17 protein-coding genes are annotated in these 21,870 nt (G+C 56.2%); 13 read left to right on the plus strand and 4 right to left on the minus strand.

The window, feature by feature from the left end:
• Positions 1 to 114 precede the first annotated feature (114 nt).
• On the minus strand, positions 115 to 2,025 hold the full coding sequence (locus ACYVG7_RS03295; protein ID WP_460881822.1) for an oxidoreductase: 1,911 nt from the start codon (positions 2,023 to 2,025) through the stop codon (positions 115 to 117).
• A gap of 277 nt (positions 2,026 to 2,302) precedes the next feature.
• On the opposite strand from ACYVG7_RS03295, the gene ndk reads away from it, so the two are divergent.
• The 11 genes from ndk (at position 2,303) to purL (ending at position 16,701) form a co-directional block, all read left to right on the plus strand.
• On the plus strand, positions 2,303 to 2,734 hold the full coding sequence (gene ndk, locus ACYVG7_RS03300; RefSeq protein WP_460881823.1) for a nucleoside-diphosphate kinase: 432 nt from the start codon (positions 2,303 to 2,305) through the stop codon (positions 2,732 to 2,734).
• A 233-nt stretch (positions 2,735 to 2,967) separates the two neighbouring features.
• Entirely contained in the window at positions 2,968 to 4,086 is a 1,119-nt protein-coding gene (rlmN, locus tag ACYVG7_RS03305) for a dual-specificity RNA methyltransferase RlmN (RefSeq protein ID WP_460881824.1), read from the plus strand.
• A gap of 26 nt (positions 4,087 to 4,112) precedes the next feature.
• Entirely contained in the window at positions 4,113 to 4,895 is a 783-nt protein-coding gene (gene pilW, locus ACYVG7_RS03310; RefSeq protein ID WP_460881825.1) for a type IV pilus biogenesis/stability protein PilW, read from the plus strand.
• On the plus strand, positions 4,885 to 5,895 hold the full coding sequence (gene rodZ, locus ACYVG7_RS03315) for a cytoskeleton protein RodZ (protein WP_460881826.1): 1,011 nt from the start codon (positions 4,885 to 4,887) through the stop codon (positions 5,893 to 5,895). The genes pilW and rodZ overlap by 11 nt, the downstream gene beginning before the upstream one ends.
• Positions 5,896 to 5,899: 4 nt before the next feature.
• Positions 5,900 to 7,015 (plus strand): flavodoxin-dependent (E)-4-hydroxy-3-methylbut-2-enyl-diphosphate synthase, encoded by a 1,116-nt coding sequence (gene ispG, locus ACYVG7_RS03320; RefSeq protein ID WP_460881827.1) that lies wholly within the window; start codon positions 5,900 to 5,902, stop codon positions 7,013 to 7,015.
• A gap of 111 nt (positions 7,016 to 7,126) precedes the next feature.
• Entirely contained in the window at positions 7,127 to 8,404 is a 1,278-nt protein-coding gene (gene hisS, locus ACYVG7_RS03325) for a histidine--tRNA ligase (protein WP_460881828.1), read from the plus strand.
• A 3-nt stretch (positions 8,405 to 8,407) separates the two neighbouring features.
• The gene (locus ACYVG7_RS03330; RefSeq protein ID WP_460881829.1) at positions 8,408 to 9,064 is read left to right on the plus strand and encodes a YfgM family protein; all 657 of its coding nucleotides are present in this window, start codon (positions 8,408 to 8,410) and stop codon (positions 9,062 to 9,064) included.
• Positions 9,057 to 10,241 carry an outer membrane protein assembly factor BamB gene (gene bamB, locus ACYVG7_RS03335; protein ID WP_460881830.1) on the plus strand — a complete coding sequence of 395 codons (1,185 nt, stop codon included), beginning with the start codon at positions 9,057 to 9,059 and terminating at the stop codon, positions 10,239 to 10,241. Before ACYVG7_RS03330 ends, bamB begins: the two co-directional genes overlap by 8 nt.
• Positions 10,242 to 10,315: 74 nt before the next feature.
• A complete protein-coding gene (der, locus tag ACYVG7_RS03340) occupies positions 10,316 to 11,809 on the plus strand; it encodes a ribosome biogenesis GTPase Der (protein ID WP_460881831.1) in 1,494 nt (497 codons plus the stop codon).
• 46 nt (positions 11,810 to 11,855) lie between these two features.
• A complete protein-coding gene (locus ACYVG7_RS03345; protein ID WP_460881832.1) occupies positions 11,856 to 12,089 on the plus strand; it encodes a zinc ribbon domain-containing protein in 234 nt (77 codons plus the stop codon).
• Between the two features lie 721 nt (positions 12,090 to 12,810).
• Entirely contained in the window at positions 12,811 to 16,701 is a 3,891-nt protein-coding gene (purL, locus tag ACYVG7_RS03350) for a phosphoribosylformylglycinamidine synthase (protein ID WP_460881833.1), read from the plus strand.
• 166 nt (positions 16,702 to 16,867) lie between these two features.
• On the opposite strand, the gene ACYVG7_RS03355 is transcribed toward purL, so the two are convergent.
• Both ACYVG7_RS03355 and ACYVG7_RS03360 read right to left on the minus strand, forming a co-directional pair.
• Positions 16,868 to 17,368 (minus strand): NlpC/P60 family protein, encoded by a 501-nt coding sequence (locus ACYVG7_RS03355; protein WP_460881834.1) that lies wholly within the window; start codon positions 17,366 to 17,368, stop codon positions 16,868 to 16,870.
• A gap of 72 nt (positions 17,369 to 17,440) precedes the next feature.
• Positions 17,441 to 17,983, minus strand: coding sequence for a DUF1439 domain-containing protein (locus ACYVG7_RS03360; RefSeq protein ID WP_460881835.1), 543 nt, complete (start codon positions 17,981 to 17,983; stop codon positions 17,441 to 17,443).
• A gap of 99 nt (positions 17,984 to 18,082) precedes the next feature.
• Between ACYVG7_RS03360 and cls the strand changes: the two genes are divergently transcribed.
• Together cls and ACYVG7_RS03370 are read left to right on the plus strand one after the other, a co-directional pair.
• Entirely contained in the window at positions 18,083 to 19,558 is a 1,476-nt protein-coding gene (gene cls, locus ACYVG7_RS03365) for a cardiolipin synthase (protein WP_460881836.1), read from the plus strand.
• A 146-nt stretch (positions 19,559 to 19,704) separates the two neighbouring features.
• Positions 19,705 to 20,997, plus strand: a complete 1,293-nt coding sequence (locus tag ACYVG7_RS03370; protein WP_460881837.1) for a DUF945 family protein — start codon at positions 19,705 to 19,707, stop codon at positions 20,995 to 20,997.
• 89 nt (positions 20,998 to 21,086) lie between these two features.
• On the opposite strand, the gene ACYVG7_RS03375 is transcribed toward ACYVG7_RS03370, so the two are convergent.
• Positions 21,087 to 21,806: an SIMPL domain-containing protein gene (locus ACYVG7_RS03375; RefSeq protein ID WP_460881838.1), complete on the minus strand. Its 720-nt coding sequence runs from the start codon at positions 21,804 to 21,806 to the stop codon at positions 21,087 to 21,089.
• Between the last annotated feature and the right edge of the window lie 64 nt (positions 21,807 to 21,870).

Consider the following 21,870-nt stretch of genomic DNA (forward strand, 5'->3'; position numbering starts at 1 on the left):
TTAACATGAACCGCCGTATGCGGAACCGCATGTACGGTGGTGTGAGAGGACGGAGGCCGCGAGGCCTCCTCCTACTCGATGGACAACACGATAGACGGCCGAGCGCTGGCGCTATCAGCTGGCACTAAACGGTGGTAGATCATCATCGTCCGCCGCAGGGTCTTCGACCCGCAAACGTGGCAGCGGATCCGGAGTGCGTGCCGACAGGCTCGGTGACTCATCGGTAAAGAGTCCTGCCGAACCCGGACCTGAACTCAGTGGCCGAGTGGAGGGGGGGATGCTAAAGGCGCTGAACTTGGGCTCTTTGCGCTCATCCTCGGTATCAATCTCGGGCAATGGCCCACCCAAGCTTGGTGCCGGATGGGGATCCGATGTATCGACCTGGATGGTGACCCGGCTCTCGGCTCGGGGTGAAAAGGGTGCTGTGGACGTGGTCGCGGGCGTGCTGGTCACAGGGGGTGTTCGTAGCGGCGAGCTCACGCTTGCATGATGGGGCGATGGGCGGCGCGATGGCTCCACTGATGTGGCCGTGGTTGTAGGTGTCACCGATAGTGATGCGGCGGTGCGATTAGCTTCTTTTTGCAGTTGCCAGCGATCCAGGGGCGTTGGACTGCGGAAATTCCCCGCGTTTGTACGCGAGGTTGGTGTGGTACCGACTGTGGAGCGAGCGAGAGCATCCTGCGCAGCTGTCGTCGGGCGCTGGATGGGGCGGGTGGAGATAGGGCCCGACGCGGTGGGCAATGGACTCGGTCTGGGGGTGATACCAGGCGCAGGGTTGGCGGGGCGCGGTGCTGGATTGAGCCCAGTTGCCGAGCTGGGCGTCGAGGCGCGAATGTCGGATCTCGAGCCAGTTACGGGGGCGCTGGGTAACGGTTCGGCCGCTTGGGTGACGGTCAGTGGTCGGGTGTTCAGCGGCATGGCCAGAGGGGCGGCATGAGAGGTCTGGTGACGACCCGCCTGTTGTACCACGGAATCAATATGCTGTTGCCCAACCGGCAAGCGACGACCTTCCCGGTTACTGCGCAGACCCAGCTCTATGAGTTCCATGACAGTCACCACGCCTTCCGGATCGACGGGGACTGGTGTGCCGCGCTGGATGGCATCACACATCTGTTGATAGAAGGCGCGGTAGTCACCGGTTTGATTGACGATGCTCTGCTGGCGTTGTCCTTGTGAGGAGGGCGTGCTCAACAGGCCTGGCCGCGGATCACAGCCAAAACCTGAATCTAAGGGAGAGCGGCCCGCTTTGAGTTGCTCCTCTTGCACATCCAGCCCGAACTTGTGATAGCTGCCGAGACTGCCATGCACCGTGAAGCGTGGCCCTTGGGCTGCCACCTGGGTGCTGGCATGCAAAATGACCCGCCGTGGGCCGTATTGCAGTACGGCATGAAAGAAATCATCGGTCTTGGCACCTGGACGTTGCTGGGCCATATCCAGCCATAAGGTCTCCGGTGCACCGAAGAGTTGAACGGTCTGATCGAGCAAGTGCGCGCCCAAATCGTACCAGAGGCCGCTACCGGGAACTGCTTGTTCCCGCCAGCGATCCCGTACCTCGGGACGAAAGCGATCAAAATGCGATTCCAGATGCAGAATATCGCCCAGACTTCCCGATCGAATCAGCTGCTGTAGGGTCAGAAAATCCGCATCCCAGCGTCGGTTATGAAACACGGATAGCTGCAGGTCATGTTCTTGAGCCAGCGCGATCAGCTCCCGCGCTTCGCGGCTATCCAGGGTAAACGGCTTGTCGAGGACCACATGCTTACCCGCCAGCAGAGCGGCTTTGGCCAGCGGATAATGGGTGTCATTGGGCGTGGCGATGACGACCAGATCGATACTCGGATCCGCCAGCAGCAGCTCACTGGTTGCGACGTGCTCCACGCTGGGCCAGTCGTTCTTGACCTTGGCTCCATCGCGGGAAACTATGCTCTTGAGTCGGATACCGGCAATACTGTTCAACAGCGGAGCATGCAGTGTTTGGCCGGCATAACCGTAGCCAATCAAGCCTGCGTGGATATATTCGAGCATCGCTTCCTCCATGGAATCTGGATCAGGGAATTCAAGATGAATGCTGGGGTGGGTGACAAGGGTAGCAAACCCCATCGGGGGGTGAAAGCGACTTGCAAGCGCGGCAAGCGCAACCTCCAGATCGTGGCGTCGGTGCCGGTTTCTGCCGTTGGGGATCCCTTGTTTGAGAGTTGGTTAAAAGTTTTAACAAAAAGTAACATAAAGCCATGACCTACTGCAGGCTTGCCATATAATCGGGCTGCAAATCGACAATTATCTCGGTCTTAAGGATCTCTCTATGGCTACAGAACGCACCTTTTCCATCATCAAACCCGATGCGGTTGGCCGTAATCTGATCGGCGATATCTATCACCGTTTTGAAAATGCCGGTCTGCGCATCATTGCCGCCAAGATGCTGCACCTGACTCGCGAACAAGCCGAAGGATTTTACGCCGAACACAAGGGCAAGCCATTCTACGATCCCCTGATCAAGTTCATGACCTCGGGCCCGGTCATGGTTCAGGTTCTCGAAGGAGAGGATGCCATTCGTCGGCACCGTGAAGTCATTGGTGCGACCGACCCGAAAAAGGCTCAAGCGGGAACCATTCGCGCCGATTACGCCACCTCGGTAGATCAAAATACCGTTCATGGCTCCGATAGTATCCCCTCGTCTGAACGCGAAATTGCTTATTTTTTCAGCGATGATGAAATCTGTCCCCGCACACGCTAATCTCCGCTTTTAGATAGCTCTATGTTTAATACTTTCGTAGGGAGCTTCGGCTCCCTACATCATTTTTAAGCCCTACACTGCGTCAGTGGAAACCGAACGGTAAAATTTGTACAATGCGCGCCCGTTTTCGGGCTTTGTCCGCAGGATAAGGCCGTCGTGGGTCGTTTGGCGTATTCGTTCGCGGCCGATTCACTGTCACTTCCTTGGTACTATTGGTTATTCCGGAGCCTTTCATGAGCGACACTAAAATCAACCTGCTGGATCTGGATCGCAAGGCGATGCGTGCCTTGTTTGCCGAGATGGGTGAAAAACCATTTCGTGCCGATCAGATCATGAAGTGGATCTATCACTTCGGGTGTGATGATTTCGCCCAGATGACCAATGTGAACAAGCAACTACGTGAGAAGTTGTCGTTGATCGCCGAGATCCGGGCTCCCGAGATCAGCCGCGAGCAGCGCTCGGTCGATGGCACCATCAAATGGGCCATGCAGGTCGGCGATCAGGAAGTAGAAACTGTCTATATCCCGGAGGATGATCGAGCCACGCTGTGTGTTTCTTCCCAAGTGGGCTGTGCGCTGGAATGCAAATTTTGTTCGACGGCCCAGCAAGGCTTTAACCGCAACTTGCGGGTCTCCGAGATCATTGGCCAGGTATGGCGTGCCGCCCAGGTGGTGGGTTTTGTCAAAGATACCGGCAAGCGTCCGATCACCAATGTGGTCATGATGGGTATGGGCGAGCCCTTGTTGAATATGGCCAACCTGCTGCCCGCGCTCGAGCTGATGCTGGATGATCTGGGATTTGGGCTCTCCAAACGTCGGGTTACGGTTTCGACTTCCGGGGTCGTACCGGCATTGGACAAGCTGGGCGATGAAATCGATGTGGCTCTGGCAATTTCCCTGCACGCTCCGAATGACAAACTGCGCTCGGAGATCATGCCGATCAACGATAAGTATGATATCCAGACTCTGCTGGATGGCGTGCGTCGCTATATGACCAAGTCCAATGCCAATAAAGGCCAGGTGACGGTGGAGTATGTGCTGCTCGATCATATCAACGATGATATGCAACAAGCCCATGAGTTGGCCGAGCTGCTCAAGGATACGCCGTGCAAGATTAACCTGATCCCGTTCAACCCGTTCCCGGGCAATCCGTATGGCAAACCCAGCAATAGCCGCATCGATCGTTTCTCGAAAGTTCTGCTGGAACATGGCTATACCGTCATTGTTCGCAAGACCCGTGGCGACGATATTGATGCCGCTTGTGGACAGCTGGTAGGTGACGTCATCGACAGAACCAAACGTACCATGAAAAAACGGATGCAAGAGGAGGGGATTTCCGTCAAAATGCTTTGAAATCCAGTCCGTTATTGCAGCATGTCATGAACAAACGCATGAAAAAAAGCATATTGTTTGTCGCAGCACTTTTGTTGGGGCTGCCTGGATGTGTGACGGAAACGACTTTTGTCGGTAAAGATACGGTACGCAGCGAAGTGGATCGTCAGACCGCAGCCAAGACCCGGCTCAATCTGGGAATGGGATATCTGGACAAAGGGGACATGACCCAGGCCAAATTCAATCTGGAAAAGGCTTACCAGTTTGACCCGCATAACCCGGATATTCACTTGGCAAAGGCTTATTACTACCAAAAAGTTGGTGATTACAAATCAGCTGAAGCCAGTTATTTGTCGCTTATTGAATTAAATGGTGACAATCCAGATGCCCATAACAACTATGGGGTTTTTCTCTGCGGGCAGAAACGCTACGCCGAGGCGGATAGACACTTTCAGTTGGCGCTAGCGCAACCCGAATACATCCGCATGGATGATACCTATGAAAATGGCGCCGTTTGTGCGATACAGGCGGGGAACAAAGCCAAGGCTGCTGAATATTACGATTTGGCACTCGGCTATAGTCCGAGCCGCGGTAAGCTGTTATTGGAAGCCGCAGATTTGGCACTGAGCATGAATAATACGGGTAAGGCTGCGGGTTACCTGCAGCGTTACAGCAAGGGCGGTAAAAATACGCCGCAAAGCCTCTGGCTGCACCTCGAATTGGCTCAAACTCAGGGCGAATTGGCCGAATTGCATAAATTTGGCAATGAACTGGTGCAACAATTTCCGAAATCCGATCAGGCAAAAAGATATTTAAACAATGACTACTGAACAATACGACCAACCCCGTCCCGAGACGGCAACACCCGATAGTCCAGGCCAGCTATTGCGTATGGCGCGTGAAGCCCGTGGACTGACTCAGGCAGAAGTGGCTTCTCGCCTCAATCTTCGTGTGTCGCTGGTTCGGGATATTGAAGAGGATCGCTTTGATCAGCGGACGGCCAGTACCTTCACCCGTGGTTATTTGAAAACTTATGCCAAGCTGGTCGGGGCTTCGGAAGAGCGGGTGGTGGCCGCCTATGAGCGACTGGGTCTGTCAGAAGTCAAATATGCAGAAATGCATAGTTTTTCGGGCCGTACGCGGCTGGAAGCCAATGAGAACCGGATGCGTCTGGGCTCCTGGCTGCTCTTCTTTGCCCTCGGTGCCGGTGCTCTGTACTGGATCCTGGGCCGCCCGGCTGAGAAGCCGGCTGTGGTGACCATGGATGAGCAAACCCTGCTCGAAGCGGCGGGTCAGTCCGTCACCGAAACGTCCAATGCCAATCCGGTCGGTGAGCGCAATGAATTGGCGATTGCTCCGGTACAGAATGATAGCGCCAGCGTGCAACCTGCAGCATCTGCCGCTGCGGTGGCGGTCGCCGTCTCTGCTGCTCAGGCGGTGCCGCCTGCCGTTCAAGCCGCGGTGACTGCACCAGCGACTACTCCAAACGATGCTGCTCAGGCTGCGATTACGGCTACTGATGCGGTTCCTGATAGTGCTGTGAGTGCTGCGGTTGCTCCGGTCGAGGCAACGCCACCAGTCGAAGCGGATGCCTTAGTGATCAGTTATAGCGGCGACTGCTGGCTGGAAGTTACCGATGCATCCGGCAAGAAGGTGTTGTCGGCTACTCGTCATGCCGGTCAGCGCGACGTATTGAAGGGCAAGGCTCCGTTCAAGTTGAACATTGGCGCACCGAAGTACGTGTCCGTCAGTTTTATGGGACAAGCGGTCGATATGAAACGATTCCCGGTTGGCCGTCCTGCTCGTTTTGAGTTGCCGTTGAAGAATTGAGTCTATGAGTCAATCCAGCTCCCCGATTAAACGTCGCTTATCCAAACAGATCATGGTTGGCAAGGTACCGGTCGGGGGCGATGCTCCCATCTCGGTTCAGACCATGACCAATACCCGCACTACAGATGTCGAGGCGACCGTTGCGCAAATTCGTGCCGTAGAGCGCGCCGGAGCCGATATCGTCCGTGTTTCTGTGCCGACCATGGATGCCGCCGAGGCGTTTCGTCTCATCAAGCAACAGGTGTCCATTCCTATCGTTGCCGACATCCATTTTGATTTTCGTATTGCCCTTAAAGTCGCCGAATATGGCGCCGACTGCCTGCGGATCAATCCGGGCAATATCGGTAACGAAAGCCGGGTGCGTTCCGTGGTGGATTGTGCTCGCGATCTGGGCATTCCGATCCGTATTGGGGTCAATGGTGGCTCGCTGGAAAAAGATCTGATGGATCGCTATGGCGAGCCCACTGCCGAGGCCTTGGTGGAATCGGCCATGCGGCATGTGGATATTCTGGACCGTCTGAATTTTGATCAGTTCAAGGTCAGCGTCAAAGCTTCGGATGTCTTTCTGGCCGTTGGCGCCTATCGTCTGCTGGCGCAGAAGATTGAGCAGCCCCTGCACCTGGGGATCACCGAGGCCGGTGGTTTCCGCGCCGGAGCCGTCAAGTCAGCCATTGGTCTGGGGATGTTATTGGCCGATGGTATTGGCGACACGTTGCGTATCTCGTTGGCAGCGGATCCCGTGGAAGAGGTCAAAGTCGGCTTCGATATTCTCAAATCCCTGCGTATCCGTTCTCGTGGCATCAACTTCATCGCCTGTCCGTCCTGTTCCCGTCAGGAGTTTGATGTGATTGGCACCGTGAATGCCCTGGAGCAGCGGTTGGAAGATATTACAACCCCTATCGATGTGTCGATCATCGGCTGTGTGGTGAATGGTCCGGGCGAGGCCCTGGTCTCCGATCTGGGACTGGCGGGCGCCAACAAGAAGAGCGCCTTCTATGAACAGGGCGAGCGGGTTGATCGGCTGGACAATGATACCCTGATCGATACCCTGGAGGCGCGGATCCGAGCCCGGGCGTCCCGGTTGGATGCGGAAAAGCGTATTCCGATCGATGAAGTGTGAGAGCCAAGGCGACCAGGGGTCGCCTTTAGCCCCTTTATTTTACCTGGCTGATGAAAGTTCCTATAATGCGGCCAACTTTTCCCCTGCTTTCTAACGCATTCGAGACTTAACGTGGCTAAACAGATCCAAGCTATTCGCGGTATGAATGATTGTCTTCCTGAGCAAAGCCCGCTCTGGCAGATGGTGGAATCCACTTTACGTCAGGTCGTCGCCTCTTATGGTTATGCCGAAATGCGCATGCCTATCGTCGAGATGACCAGCCTGTTTCAACGGGCGATTGGTGAGGTCACCGACGTCGTCGAGAAGGAGATGTACACCTTCGAGGACCGCAACGGCGATAGTTTGACTTTGCGTCCGGAAGGTACCGCAGGTTGCGTGCGTGCCTGTATCGAACAGGGGCTCATCTACAATCAGGAACGCCGGGTATGGTATATCGGCCCCATGTTCCGTCATGAACGGCCACAGAAAGGACGTTATCGCCAATTCCATCAGTTTGGGGTTGAGGTATTCGGCCTGAATGGTCCGGATGTGGATGCCGAGCTGATCCTGTTGACCGCACGGTTGTGGAAGGCATTTGGCATCAGTGAACATCTGAGTCTGCAACTCAACACCCTGGGCTCTTCCGAAGAGCGGGCCCGTTATCGGGATGCTCTGGTCGCCTTCCTCGAACAGCATCAAGATCAGCTCGATGAAGACTGCAAACGCCGTATGTATACCAATCCATTACGGGTGTTGGATACCAAGGATCAGGGGATCCAGCAGCTGCTGGCAAATGCTCCCCGTCTGGCGGACTACTTCACCGCCGAGACTCAGGCCCATTTTGCCGGGTTAAAGGCGTTGCTGGACGACGCGGGTATCCAATACGAAGTGAATGAACGTCTGGTCCGGGGCCTGGATTATTACAACTACACCGTCTTCGAATGGGTGACCAGTAGTCTGGGATCCCAGGGCACCGTCTGCGGCGGTGGCCGTTATGATGGTCTGGTGGAGCAGTTGGGGGGGCAAGCCACACCCGCAGTCGGTTTTGCCATGGGGATGGAGCGACTGGTGTTACTGCTGGAAACCTTGGGGCGTACCGAAGGTGTTGCCGCGCCGGTGGATATTTATTTGTGCATGGTCGGTGAGGGTACCCTGTCGGCCGGTCTGAAATTGGCTGAGCAACTGCGTGACGCCCTGCCTTCATTGCGACTGATGAGTCATTGTGGTGGCGGTAACTTCAAGAAACAGGTAAAACGTGCCGACAAGGTTGGCGCTAAGATCGCTCTTATTTTAGGGGAAGCCGAGCTGGCCAATGGCGAGGTAGGCATCAAATATCTGCGTGAGCAAGGCGACCAGCAGACACTGAAGTTGGATCAACTCATCCAACTGCTGGCCAGCAAAGGAGAATAACAAGTGGAAATTTACAACAGCGACGAGCAGCAGGCCGAGGCAATTAAGGAGTGGTGGAAAGAGAATGGTAAAGCCATTCTGATCGGTGCCGCTCTGGGTCTGGTCGGCATGTTTGGCTGGCGCTATTTCAACGAATATCGTCAGCAGCAGATGGAAGCGGGCGCTATCGCCTATGATGCCATGGTGAAGCAACTGGCGACCGAAAATGAAAAGGCATTTGCTGCTGCCCAAGCATTTGTCAAAGATCACTCTGGCGATAGTTATGGTGATTTGGCCGCACTGCAACTGGCTGCGGCAGCCGTGAAGGCTGGCAAGCTGGATCTGGCTGTGGAGCAGCTGCAGCAAGTCGCTGATCAAGGAAACAGCGATACCGTCAAGCCACTGGCTGCGATTCGCCTGGCTCGCGTTCTGATCGAGCAGGGGAAGTTTGATGATGCAGCCAAGCGTCTGGACGGCATCAAGCTGCCAGCTTACGAGGCGATTACGGCGGAGGTTCGTGGTGATCTCTTCAGCAAGCAAGGCGATCACGCTAAAGCGTTAGCGGCCTATCAGCAAGCGGCCAAGATCAACGGTGATAAGGTTGGTCCAGAGCTGCAAATGAAGCTTGATGAACTGGCGATCCCAAAGTCTCCTGTAACAGAAGAGAAACCGAATGCATAACTGGTTGAAAAACCTGGCTATGACTCTGATGGCAGGGATAGCACTACAAGGCTGCTCCCTGTTTAATTCAGAGGAAGATGTGGTGAAGATGGCGCCGGTTCCACAAGTGGAATCGCGCTTCGATCCTGAAGTCTTGTGGAGTAAATCGGTAGGTAGTGGCGTCGGCAAGTTCTATTCGCAGCTGAGCCCTGTCGTCGCCGATGATCAGGTTTTCGCCGCCGCACGTGATGGCGATGTGATGGCATTTGACAAGCAAAGTGGCGATCGAAAGTGGACCATCGACTTGTCCGATCAGCCTGAAAATGCCGAAAAGCGCAGTGCCCGTCTCTCCGGTGGCCTGACCGCATTCTATGGCAAGTTGTTCCTGGGTTCTGAAAATGGCTATGTCTATGCCATCGATCAGACGGATGGTTCCTTGTTGTGGAGCAAGCAGGTTCCCGGTGAAGTGCTGGCGGCTCCGGTTGCCGATGCTGGACGTATCGTGGTTGTTACCAGTTCTGGCAAGCTGGTCGCGCTGGATGCCGAGAAAGGGGACATACTGTGGAGCACCGGTGACGATCAGCCCAAGCTGACATTACGCGGTCAGTCGACGCCGGTATTGGCGGCGGGTGGCGTGGTCTATGGCCGTGCCGATGGCCGTATCGGTGTTGTACTGCTCGACAGCGGCATGCTGGCCAATGTCTCCCGCGTCGCTTCACCGCGCGGGGCGACCGAGCTGGATCGGATGGTCGATGTGGATGCGCAGCCGGTGATCATCGGTGATGAACTCTATGCCGTGGCCTATAACGGTCAATTGATGGCGCGCAAGCTCATCAGTGGGGAAGAGTTGTGGAAACGCAAATATTCCTCGTACCAGAATATGGGTGTCGGTCCGATGGAGCTGGTCTTGACCGATGCCAAGAGCCATGTCTATGCGGTGGACCGCAGCAATGGCAGCGAGAAGTGGGCCAATACCCAGCTTTCCTACCGCAACCTGACGGCTCCTGTCACCTTCGGTGATTATGTGGTGGTCGGGGACGGTGAGGGCTATCTCTACTGGCTGGATGATGCCAGTGGCCGGATTGTAGCCATGCAAGAACTGGATAGCGACGGCTTGTATGTCGCGCCGGTTGCCGATGGCGATATCCTCTATGTGCAGACACGGAGTGGCGACTTGGTGGCACTCAAACGCCCCTGAGCCCGGTCAACCAGTAATTTTTTGGCTCCTGATCCGGGATCAGGAGCCTTTGTCATTTAAAAACGAGGTCGTTTATGACTCCAGTTGTAGCCCTGGTGGGCCGCCCGAATGTGGGCAAGTCCACACTATTTAACCGCCTGACCCGAAGCCGGGACGCTCTGGTGGCCGATTTTCCCGGTCTGACCCGCGACCGCAAATACGGTCAGGCCAAAGTGGGCGAAATGGAATTTATCGCTGTGGATACCGGTGGTATCGATGGCTCCGAAGAGGGAATTGAGCTGAAGATGGCCGAGCAGTCCCTGCTGGCCATCGAAGAAGCGGACGTGGTGTTGTTTCTGGTGGATGCCCGTGCGGGCGTCACTCCGGGCGATATCGTCATTGCTGGTCATCTACGCCGTCAGCAGAAGAAGGTGTTTCTGGTCGCCAACAAGACCGATGGCATTGATGCGGATCTAGTGGTCGGTGACTTCTACGAACTGGGATTGGGCTCCGAGATCTACCAGATCGCCGCAGCCCATGGTCGTGGTGTGCATAGCCTGCTCGAGCACGCACTGACCCCCTATCTGGAAGTGCTGCAGAAGAAAAATAACCCGGAAGACGAGTCGGATGACGACGAATGGGATGATGCCTGGGACGAGCCAGAAGTTCTGGAATTGGAAGAAGACGAAGATGAGGAAGATGCGCAACCTTTCGCGGATCTGCCTATCAAGTTTGCCATCGTCGGGCGCCCCAATGTGGGCAAGTCGACGCTGACCAACCGGATGCTGGGTGAAGATCGGGTCATAGTATTCGATATGCCGGGCACCACGCGGGACTCTATCTATATCCCCATGGAGCGAGACGACCAGCAATACATCATCATTGATACCGCCGGGGTGCGGAAGAAGAAGAAGGTGTATGAAGCGGTCGAGAAGTTCTCGGTGGTCAAGACCCTGCAAGCTATCGAAGATGCCAACGTGGTCATTCTGGTGGTCGATGCCCGTGAGGGGATTTCCGATCAGGACTTGAGTCTGCTGGGCTTCATTCTGCACAGCGGCCGCTCTATCGTGATTGCGGTCAACAAGTGGGATGGCCTGGACCAAGACGTCAAGGAAGAGATCAAGGCCGAGCTGGATCGTCGCTTGGGCTTCGTTGATTTTGCACGCATCCACTTCATCTCGGCCTTACATGGCAGTGGTGTCGGTCATCTGTTTGAATCCCTGCAGGAAGCCTATCAATCGGCGACCCGTCGGATCGGTACCTCGATGCTGACCCGTGTCATGCATATGGCGCAGGAAGATCACCAGCCGCCTCTGGTGCGGGGTCGCCGCGTCAAGCTCAAGTATGCACACGCCGGTGGTTATAACCCGCCGCGGATCATCATCCACGGTAATCAGGTCAAGGATCTACCGGACTCCTACAAGCGTTACTTGATGAACTACTATCGCAAGTCGCTGAAGATCATGGGTACTCCTATCCATATCGAGTTCCAGGAGGGTGAAAACCCGTTCGAGGGCAAGAAGAACCAGCTGACCCAGAGCCAGATCCGCAAGCGTCGTCGTATGATGAAGCATGTGAAAAAAGGCTAAATCAGCGCTGTAGCACCGGTTTGATACCAGTAAGGAGAAGAGAACCATGGCTTTTATGCTGCAATGCCCCTCCTGTGAACAGGAGGGACTGGATCCGCGTCATAGTCTCAGCCAGTGCACCGTCTGTAAAGACAACTTCAGCCTGGAGGCCCATTGCCCGCAGTGCGATGGGGTGCTGGAGCGGGTTCAGGCCTGCGGAGCCGTGGATTTCTTCTGCAACAGCTGTAACAACCTGGTCTCCAAACGCAGTGCGCGTTTTGTCATCACCAAGGTGGCGTAGCAGAGGGTTTGCTATTCGTGCGGAACTTTTTCTGCGCACAGAGACTAAAAAAGGAGCCGTCGGCTCCTTTTTTTTGTGTCATGTTTTTGTTTCTTGTTTTTGCTTCTTGGCGTCCGTGCGCCCCTAGACAGGATCTATCCCGATCTCTTACCCGAGTAACTGACAGCTGAATAACACCTGACGACGCAGGCGGATCTTGCGTTTGATAGACGACAAGGCGCTGCGACGATTGGGGGCGCGATTGAGCCGACGTTTTTGCGTCAAAAGTCTTCTTCTTCGAATCATAGTGCGTCCTCCAGCCAAACTAGATGGCCTGTTACCAAGATAACGCTACCATAACCAATCCAGGCAGACAACTTACTAATAAATCTGAAATTTATGAATAAATGACTCCGCCTTTAGCGCTTAGAATTCAGACTGTAAATCGTGATCTAGCACGAATAAATAGCTTCATTTGAGTTGAATTGGCGCTGAGTGCGTGTAAGCCTGAATTTTGGAGGCGTGAATAGCCGGAAATTTGAGTTTTAAAATTGATTAACGATATGAAAAATAACAACTATTAGTTTATACGGGGCGATAATGATCCGTGACTTTCTCGGGCTGGCCCGTGGCAAAGAAAGCCGCTAAAACGTTTGTCTTTGCGGTCGACATCACAGTGTCGGATTCCTATAATACGCGCACTTCCTCATTCCCCCCTTTCAACACTGTGAGAATAGGCAAAATGGAAATCTTACGAGGTGCGCCCGCTTTATCCGGCTTTCGTGTCAGCAAACTGTTACGAAGCTTTGAAGAGATGGGGCTCCCCATCCGGGATGTGTATGCCGAATTCGTGCACTTTGCCGATCTGTCGGCACCGCTGAGTGCCGAGGCTCGAGCGACATTGGGCAAGTTGCTGACGTATGGCCCAACCATCGCCGAACACGCCCCGACCGGTCTCCTGTTTCTTGTTACGCCTCGCCCCGGCACCATCTCTCCCTGGTCCTCCAAAGCTACCGATATCGCCCATAACTGTGGTCTGACCCAGATTTCCCGTCTGGAGCGCGGTATTGCCTACTATCTGGACGCCCCGGAGCTGGATGCAGCCCAGCGCCAGCAGGTTGCCAGCCTGTTGCATGATCGGATGATGGAAGTGGTGTTTGCCGATCTGGACGCCGCCGAAACCCTGTTCTCCCACCATGAGCCGACCCCTCATACCGTGATCGATGTGCTGAGTGGTGGTCGCGCGGCGTTGGAAGAGGCGAATATTCGCCTCGGTCTGGCGCTGGCGGAAGATGAAATCGATTATTTGGTTGCTAGCTTTATCAAGCTGGGTCGCAATCCGAACGACATCGAACTCTATATGTTCGCCCAGGCCAACTCCGAGCATTGTCGTCACAAGATCTTCAATGCTGACTGGACCATCGACGGCATCCAACAGCCCAAGTCGCTGTTCAAGATGATCAAGAATACCCATGAGCTGCATAGCGATTATGTGCTCTCGGCTTATAAGGATAATGCCGCCGTCATGGTCGGCTCCGAGGCTGGGCGTTTCTTCCCGAGCCCCGAGACGGGCGAATATGAATATCATCAGGAGTCCATCGACATTCTGATGAAGGTCGAGACTCACAATCACCCGACGGCTATTTCCCCATTCCCGGGCGCCGCGACCGGCTCCGGTGGCGAGATCCGTGATGAGGGTGCGACCGGCCGAGGCTCCAAGCCGAAAGCGGGGATGTGTGGTTTCTCGGTCTCTAACCTGCGTATTCCTGGCTATGTCCAACCGTGGGAAACCGACTTCGGCAAGCCTAGCCGGATTGTCAGTGCCATGGATATCATGCTCGAAGGCCCATTGGGTGCCGCGGCGTTTAACAACGAATTTGGTCGCCCCAACATTCTGGGGTATTTCCGGACTTACGAAGAGAAAGTCAGCAGCCATAACGGCAGCGAGATCCGGGGTTATCACAAGCCGATCATGCTGGCCGGTGGTCTGGGAAATATCCGCACCGAGCATGTGCAGAAGGGCGAGATCACCGTCGGAGCCAAGCTGATTGTGCTGGGTGGTCCGGCGATGAATATCGGTCTGGGCGGCGGTGCCGCATCCTCCATGACCTCGGGTCAATCTGCTGAGGATCTGGATTTTGCCTCGGTACAGCGGGAAAACCCGGAGATGGAGCGCCGTTGTCAGGAAGTGATCGATCGCTGCTGGCAGATGGGGGAGGACAACCCGATCCTGTTCATTCACGACGTCGGCGCCGGTGGCTTGTCCAACGCCATGCCGGAGTTGGTCAATGACGGTGGCCGTGGTGGCCGTTTCGAGCTGCGCAAGGTCCCGAATGATGAGCCGGGCATGAGCCCGCTGGAAATCTGGTGTAACGAGTCCCAGGAACGTTATGTCCTAGCGGTGGCACCGGAGCAGTTGGCCAAATTCGAAGAGTTGTGCCGCCGTGAACGCGCCCAGTATGCGGTCATCGGCGAGGCCACGGCCGAGCAACAGCTGGTGTTGGCCGATAGCCACTTCGGCAATCAGCCCATCGATCTGCCGCTGGAGGTCTTGCTGGGTAAGGCGCCGAAGATGCATCGCGATGTCACCAGCCTCAAGGCTTCCGGTGAACCGCTGGTGCTGGATTCGGTGACGCCGAAGGATGCCGCCGAGCGGATCCTGCGTCTGCCGACCGTGGCCGAGAAGACCTTCCTCATCACCATCGGTGACCGTACGGTCACGGGCCTGGTGACCCGGGATCAGATGGTTGGTCCCTGGCAGGTGCCGGTTGCTGACTGCGCCGTAACTGCTGCTAGTTATGACACCTATGCCGGTGAAGCCATGTCCATGGGTGAGCGCACCCCGGTCGCCTTGCTGAACTACGGTGCTTCTGCTCGTCTGGCGGTAGCCGAGGCCATCACCAACCTGGCGCCGACCCAGATTGGCGATCTCAAGCGGGTGAAACTCTCCGCCAACTGGATGGCCGCTGCCGGTCATCCGGGGGAAGATGCCGGTCTGTATGAAGCGGTCAAAGCGGTCGGGGAAGAAATTTGTCCGGCGCTGGAGCTGACGGTGCCGGTGGGCAAGGACTCCATGTCCATGAAGACCCGCTGGGAGCAAGATGGCGAGAATCGCGAGGTGATTGCCCCGCTGTCGCTCATCATCAGCGCCTTTGCCCGGGTTGAAGATGTCCGCAATACCGTCACACCACAATTGCGCACCGATCTGGGTGACACCGACCTGATCCTGATCGATCTCGGTAACGGCCAGAATCGTCTCGGCGGCTCCTGCCTGGCTCAGGTATACAAGCAGCTGGGGCAAACCACTCCGGATGTCGACAATCCGGCGCTCATCAAGGGCTTCTTCAATGCCATCCAGGCTCTGGTCGCCGATCGCAAGCTGCTGGCATATCACGACCGCTCCGATGGTGGTCTGTTTGTGACCCTGGCCGAGATGGCCTTCGCCGGCAAGACCGGGGTGACGGTCGCACTGGATCAGTTGGGTAGCGATGATCTGGCCGTACTCTTCTCTGAAGAGCTGGGTGCCGTATTGCAGGTCCGCCGTGAGGACAAGGAAGCGGTGCTGAATCTGCTGGCCGGTCATGGTTTAGTGAACTGTTCCTACGTGATTGGTCGCCTCAATGATGAGGACAGCCTGCGCTTTACCCGCAATGGGCAGGATGTCATCCATGGTTCCCGGGTCCATTTCCGCACCCTGTGGGCGGAAACTACCCACAAGATGCAAGGTCTGCGCGATAACCCGACCTGTGCCGATTCCGAGTTCCAGGCCAAGTTCGATGCTGCGGATCCGGGTCTGCATGCTGCCTTGAGCTTCGATCTGAATCAGGATATTGCCGCGCCCTATATTGCCAAGGGCATACACCCCAAGGTCGCGATCCTGCGTGAGCAGGGTGTCAACTCGCAGAACGAGATGGCGGCGGCGTTTGATCGTGCCGGTTTCACCAGCGTCGATGTGCACATGAGCGATATTCTCAGCGGCCGCATCGTGCTGAGTGACTTCCAGGGGCTGGCTGCCTGCGGTGGTTTCTCCTACGGCGACGTACTGGGGGCCGGTGAAGGCTGGGCCAAGTCGGCACTGTTCAACAGCCGGGCTCGGGACGAGTTCGAGCGCTTCTTCCATCGCAATGACACCTTTGCGCTGGGTGTGTGCAACGGTTGCCAGATGATGTCGAATCTCAAGGATCTGATCCCGGGTGCCGATCTGTGGCCGCGTTTCGTGCGCAACGAGTCCGAGCGTTTCGAGGCACGTTTCAGCCAGGTTGAGATCCAGCCGTCCCCTTCGTTGTTCTTCACCGGTATGGCAGGCTCGCGTATGCCGATCGCGGTTTCTCACGGCGAAGGCCGGGTTGAAGTGCGGGATCTGCATCACCTGGGCGCCATCCAGGGCAGCGGCACCGTTGCGGTACGCTTCGTGGACAACTATGGGGTGCAAACCGAGCGCTATCCTTTCAACCCGAACGGCTCGCCGTCCGGTATCACGGGCCTGACCACTCGCGATGGTCGGGTGACCATCATGATGCCGCACCCTGAGCGGGTGATGCGCACCGTGGCCAATTCCTGGCATCCGGATGAGTGGGGCGAAAGCAGCCCTTGGTTGCGGATGTTCCGCAATGCCCGGGTCTGGCTGGGTTAAATCCGAGTTACAACTACCCTGTTTATGTCATACCCCCTCAGTCGAGGGGGTATTTTTTTATCAGCCATTAGCAACATTTTTTGGATTTGAAGCTCTGGAAACCGAGTGTGGTTTTGCGATTGAGTCGCGGAATTGTGACTGGGACACGCCCTGTTGCTGCACCCGATTAATCGGTCAGGCGGCGGGATTGCCAGTAGGTTTTACGCCAGTAAGGGTTATTCAGATCCGAGATAATGACCCCTTTGCTGGTCGAGGCATGGAGAAACTGGCCATCGCGGATGAAGATACCGACATGCTTGCTCCAACGACCGGTGTTGAAAAACAGTAGATCCCCGGGTTGCAGACGCTGTCCCGAGATCTGTGCGCCGATCTGGGCTTGTTGTTGAGTATCGCGCGGTAATTCCAGCCCGAAGCACTCGCGAAAGGTCAGTTGTACGAAGCCGGAGCAATCCACCCCCCGGCGCGTCTGACCGCCATGGCGATAAGGAACGCCTCGCCATTCCTGATACTGTTCAATCAGCGCTGAACGCACTTCGCTGGGTTCGTCGAGCCGCGAGCTGGGTGCTGGATCCCGGCTGGCTGGCGTCTGACAACCGCTGATCAGCAGCAGGGTTAGCGGCAGCAGCAGAAGGTGCCATAACCGTCCGTTAGCGTTACATAGAGTCACAGGGTCCCTCCCGGCTGTCTGGGGTTAGTATCAACTAACCTCTGGGTTGACTATATTCGCTCATGCGGGCGCTCAGGAGCGGGTCTTGAGGCGCAGCACACCCGGTTGTAATTCGACGCTGGTCACATGGCTCTTGAGCCAGGCCTGATCGGCATTTTTAGCATCGAGACGATAGGCCGGTTGCTTGGCCAGCCGTTGTTCTATGCCCTTGAGCAGGTAGCCCATCATGGGACCAAATTGCTGATTCAATGCTGCGGGCTCCAGCACATAGTTTTTCAAGGTGAACTGATCAAAGTAGACGGCCCCTTCAGCCGGGGCATAACGCGGGAGTGCGGTAAAGTTGGCGGTGATGGTGCCATCCATTGCTGGTTTATCGGGTAAGGTCAGGGTGAACTGGCCAAAGCCTTGTACATCGGCCTGTTTCGGTGCCGAACGGGCTAATTCCACTTGCATCCGTGTCAGTTTGACATGAGCATCAAACAGGCCCGGTAACGCATAGTCCTGTTCATATTTCACCTTGCCATTCACATACTGGGTCAGCTGCTGTTCGCTAATATCGACATTGCCTTGTGCGTCCGCCGTCAGGGCGAGCGCCAGTACGAGAGTTATCATCATGGGAGTGGACCTGCTTCGGATTCGGGGCTGGCGGCATAATATCACTCCTGGGTCTGGACAACAGCCTGCAGCGAACGGAACCCTCATCGGAGATTGATCATGCGACCGCGAACCGATCTACTGGATATGCTGTATGACCTGCTCGGTATGTTGGCCTTTATCAGCTACACGCTGCTGGTGGTGATCATAGTGCTGCGGGTGGTGATGACTCGACGTGCCATCGGTGTCTCCCTGGCCTGGTTGACCCTGATCTTTACCATTCCGATCCTGGGAATTTCACTCTATCTGCTATTTGGCGAAATCCGCCTGGGCCGTAAGCGCGTGGAGCGAGCCCGTGCCATGTATGAACCCTATGCGCGCTGGATCAGCGAGCTGGTTTCCCATTTCCCACGCCAACCGGCCATGGCGACCGAAGGCGCCAGACCCTTGTCGGAGTTGGTGGATAGCCGCTTGGGCTCCCCCATGCTCAGTGGCAACCGGGTTGAATTGTTGACCGAGCCCTATGCCATCCTGTTTGCGCTGGCACAGGATATCCGTGAGGCTTCGGCTTCCTGCTATCTGGAGTTCTACATCTGGCAAGCAGGAGGCTGGGCGGATCAGGTGGCCGAGGCGCTGATCGATGCGGCTGCTCGCGGCGTGGATTGTCGTCTGTTGCTGGATTCGGTGGGTAGCGCTGGATTTTTCAAGGGGCCTTGGCCTGAGCGCCTGCAAGCGGCCGGGGTTAAGCTGGTGGAGGTGTTGCCCGCCGGCGCCTGGCGTATGCCGTTGCAACGCCAGGATCTGCGCATGCACCGCAAGCTGGTGGTGATCGACGATCGGGTGGCCTACACCGGCTCGATGAACTTGGTCGATCCGCGTTTTTTCAAACGTAGTGCCGGGGTCGGCCAATGGATCGATGTCATGTTGCGGCTGCAGGGGCCAATTGTCCCGCTGATCTGGTCGCTGTTTGTGCGTGATTGGGAGATGGAGACGGGTGAGCGGTTGTTGGACTCGCAGCAGCATAACCCGGCGTTTGATGACGAGCGGGATCAGCATCTGCAGTTGATCCCTTCCGGCCCCTTTACCGGGGGCGATTGTATCCAGCAGATCCTGTTGCTGGCTATCTATCAGGCTAGGCGACGGGTGGTGCTGACCACCCCCTATTTTGTACCCGATGATCCTTTAGTGGCGGCGCTGCGCTCGGCGGCGGATCGGGGGGTGCAGGTGCAGCTCATACTGCCGGCCCGAGGGGATTCCTTTATGGTGCGTCATGCCAGCGATGCGTTTTTGACCGAACTGCTCAGCTCCGGGGTCGAAATCTATCGCTTTCGGCGAGGGTTGTTACATACCAAGAGTGTGATGGTTGATGAGCAGTTGGCGCTGGTGGGATCGGTCAATCTGGATCGGCGCAGCTTCTGGCTCAATTTTGAAACCACCTTGTTACTGGATGATCCGCAATTTGCTGCCGAGCTGCTGGCTCTGCAGCAGCACTATATGGCGCAAGCCTCCCGACTCTATCTGAGCCATTGGAGCAAACGGCCCTGGCGCAAGCGGTTGTTGGAAAACCTGCTCTATCTGTTTAGTCCCTTGCTGTGACACTGTGCTGGCCGTTGCATTTAACAGTATGAAAGCTAGACAAATTTCAGCTCGGCAGTAACAGTATTGCGGAAATAATCGACAGCCGGAGTTTATGCCAATACGCATGCCTCGGCGCTGACAACATAAAGCACAGGGATCACCGGATGAACAAGACAGGGATTGCCGCGGTAGTAGGCGTTTTCGTACTGGGCGCGGGCTATTTGGGCGCCTGCTGGTTGACAGGAAATATCTATGACCAGCAGTTGCAACAGCGCATGCAACTGTGGAACCAGCAGCCAGGTACCCAGGTTGAATGGCAGCCCGGTGATGCGGGACTCTGGCATCGGGATGGTGTCTTGCATGTGACACTCTCCGCGGAGCGTGTACAACACTACGCGCCGTTCCTGGCCGATCTGCAGGGTGAGCCACAGCCGCTGGAGCTGTTTATCCAGGTGCAGCAGGGGGTTGGGGCCTTGACGATTCAGGGACAGGCCCAGGTTGATAGCTCCCGCGGCTCACTGGCCAGCTGGCTGAAGAAAGCCAAGCTGCAAAGTCTGCCTCATCAGGTGAACTGGCAGTTCAATGCCATCAACCAACATCTGCAAGGCGATGTGCGCCTGGATCCCTGGAAGGTGGTAACGGACGAGGGGCGTGTCGAGTTTGCGCTGCTGAAATTGCAGGCCAGCGGCACGCTGGATCAGCAGGTGGATATCCAGCTGGAATGGGATGGCATGAGTGCGGGCAACGAGGCGACCCAACTGCTGCACCTGGCGCCAGTACGCAGCGAGATTCGCTTTGAAAACAATGCCGGTATCTGGCTATCTCCCGCTTATCACATTCAACTCGCCGGGGTGCGGTATGTGTCACCGGAGCAGAATTTCACCCTGCAGCAATGGGATGGGCAAGGGGCCATTGCAGAGCAGGGCAGTGAGGCCGATCGGCGCTTGAATATCCAGTTCAACAGCAAGGTGGAACTGGTCGAGATGAAGGGACAGCAGCAGAACTTCACCATCGACAAGATGGCGCTGGGGCTGGATCTGCAGAATATCGATAAACAGGGCTACCTGGCGCTGTTGCAAAGCCAGCAAGCCTCTACGCTGGGACAAATGCAGACGTTGGCGGCGATGCAGCAAATTGCCAGCAAGGGATTGGCGGTGACACTCGATACCCTGACTCTGGATTACAACAAGGCCAATTTCCACGCTCAGGGAAATGTCGCCTTGAGCGCCGATCAGCGTCCTGTGCTCGGTTTGCCGCAGTTGCTGGAACGCCTGCAGGCACAGCTGGATCTGGTGGCCATGCCGGAGTTGGTGGCCCAACTCCCCAACGGTGAGGCGATGCTCAAACCCATGCTCAGCCAGGGTTATGTCAAACAGGGTAACGACGGCAAACTCAGTAGCCAGCTGAAGTTGACCGGCGGAAAAGCCACGGCCAACGGCGTGGCGCTGCCCTTGTAATATTCCTAGTTCTGCTGAATGGCGCGACATAAATGCTAAGGGCGAACTGCAGAGTTCGCCCTTCGTCGTTTAAGCTGGCCACTGCACCGTTAATCGGTCAGGTAATACTCCACGGTGGCGACGATCCGCACCTTCTTGATGTAGGGGGTATTGCTGTCGCGATCTTCGATACTGAATTGCCCCTGATTGGCGCGTTTGATCTTGCCGAGCTTGCTGCCGGAATCTCGGGCAAACTTCTCCGCTACTTCCCGGGCATTGCGGGTGGCTTCTTCAATCATTTGCGGTTTGAGGGCATTGAGACCGGTGAACAGGAACTGGGTCTTGGCATCATAATCCTGGCCGTTGAGGGCGATGCCATTTTGCCCCAGCAGCATCAGACTGCTCATGGCCTTGCGCACCATCTCGATATCGGTGCTGTACACCGTGAGAGTCGAGACCCCGGCGTAGCGACCATTGCGCACCTGCTCCTCTGAGAATCCCTGGGCTTGGCGATCCTGGATGCCGGGCACAGAGACTGAAATTTCATCCGGTTTGAACCCTTGTTGCCGCAAGAAGGCGGTCACTTTTTCGTTTTTACTATCGAGGGAGCCGTACAGTTCACTGAGATCGTTACTGACTTCGGTAAAGCGGATGGGCCAGATGGCAACATCAGCACTGACGTCGCGCTCCGATAATCCCTTCACCGAGACACTGCGCTCCATATCCCGGAACTTGATCAGGCCCTCCGAGAGCAACAAGCCCATGGTCGCCATACCGACGCAGAGTAGGGCACCCAGGAGAACGGCACTGATGATGTTGCGTTCGTTCATAATCTCACCTCATGTGATAGCAGCAAGCCGCACTGTTATGAGTCTAATCGACGGTTCCATCAGA

The sequence above is a fragment of the Pseudaeromonas pectinilytica genome (assembly GCF_054780855.1).

Excerpts from the sequence above, each read along its gene's own strand:
- ACYVG7_RS03295 (WP_460881822.1), bottom strand. The coding sequence starts at position 2,025 with ATGCTCGAATATATCCACGCAGGCTTGATTGGCTACGGTTATGCCGGC.
- ndk (WP_460881823.1), top strand. The coding sequence starts at position 2,303 with ATGGCTACAGAACGCACCTTTTCCATCATCAAACCCGATGCGGTTGGC.
- rlmN (WP_460881824.1), top strand. The coding sequence starts at position 2,968 with ATGAGCGACACTAAAATCAACCTGCTGGATCTGGATCGCAAGGCGATG.
- pilW (WP_460881825.1), top strand. The coding sequence starts at position 4,113 with ATGAACAAACGCATGAAAAAAAGCATATTGTTTGTCGCAGCACTTTTG.
- rodZ (WP_460881826.1), top strand. The coding sequence starts at position 4,885 with ATGACTACTGAACAATACGACCAACCCCGTCCCGAGACGGCAACACCC.
- ispG (WP_460881827.1), top strand. The coding sequence starts at position 5,900 with ATGAGTCAATCCAGCTCCCCGATTAAACGTCGCTTATCCAAACAGATC.
- bamB (WP_460881830.1), top strand. The coding sequence starts at position 9,057 with ATGCATAACTGGTTGAAAAACCTGGCTATGACTCTGATGGCAGGGATA.
- der (WP_460881831.1), top strand. The coding sequence starts at position 10,316 with ATGACTCCAGTTGTAGCCCTGGTGGGCCGCCCGAATGTGGGCAAGTCC.
- ACYVG7_RS03345 (WP_460881832.1), top strand. The coding sequence starts at position 11,856 with ATGGCTTTTATGCTGCAATGCCCCTCCTGTGAACAGGAGGGACTGGAT.
- purL (WP_460881833.1), top strand. The coding sequence starts at position 12,811 with ATGGAAATCTTACGAGGTGCGCCCGCTTTATCCGGCTTTCGTGTCAGC.
- ACYVG7_RS03360 (WP_460881835.1), bottom strand. The coding sequence starts at position 17,983 with ATGATGATAACTCTCGTACTGGCGCTCGCCCTGACGGCGGACGCACAA.
- cls (WP_460881836.1), top strand. The coding sequence starts at position 18,083 with ATGCGACCGCGAACCGATCTACTGGATATGCTGTATGACCTGCTCGGT.
- ACYVG7_RS03370 (WP_460881837.1), top strand. The coding sequence starts at position 19,705 with ATGAACAAGACAGGGATTGCCGCGGTAGTAGGCGTTTTCGTACTGGGC.
- ACYVG7_RS03375 (WP_460881838.1), bottom strand. The coding sequence starts at position 21,806 with ATGAACGAACGCAACATCATCAGTGCCGTTCTCCTGGGTGCCCTACTC.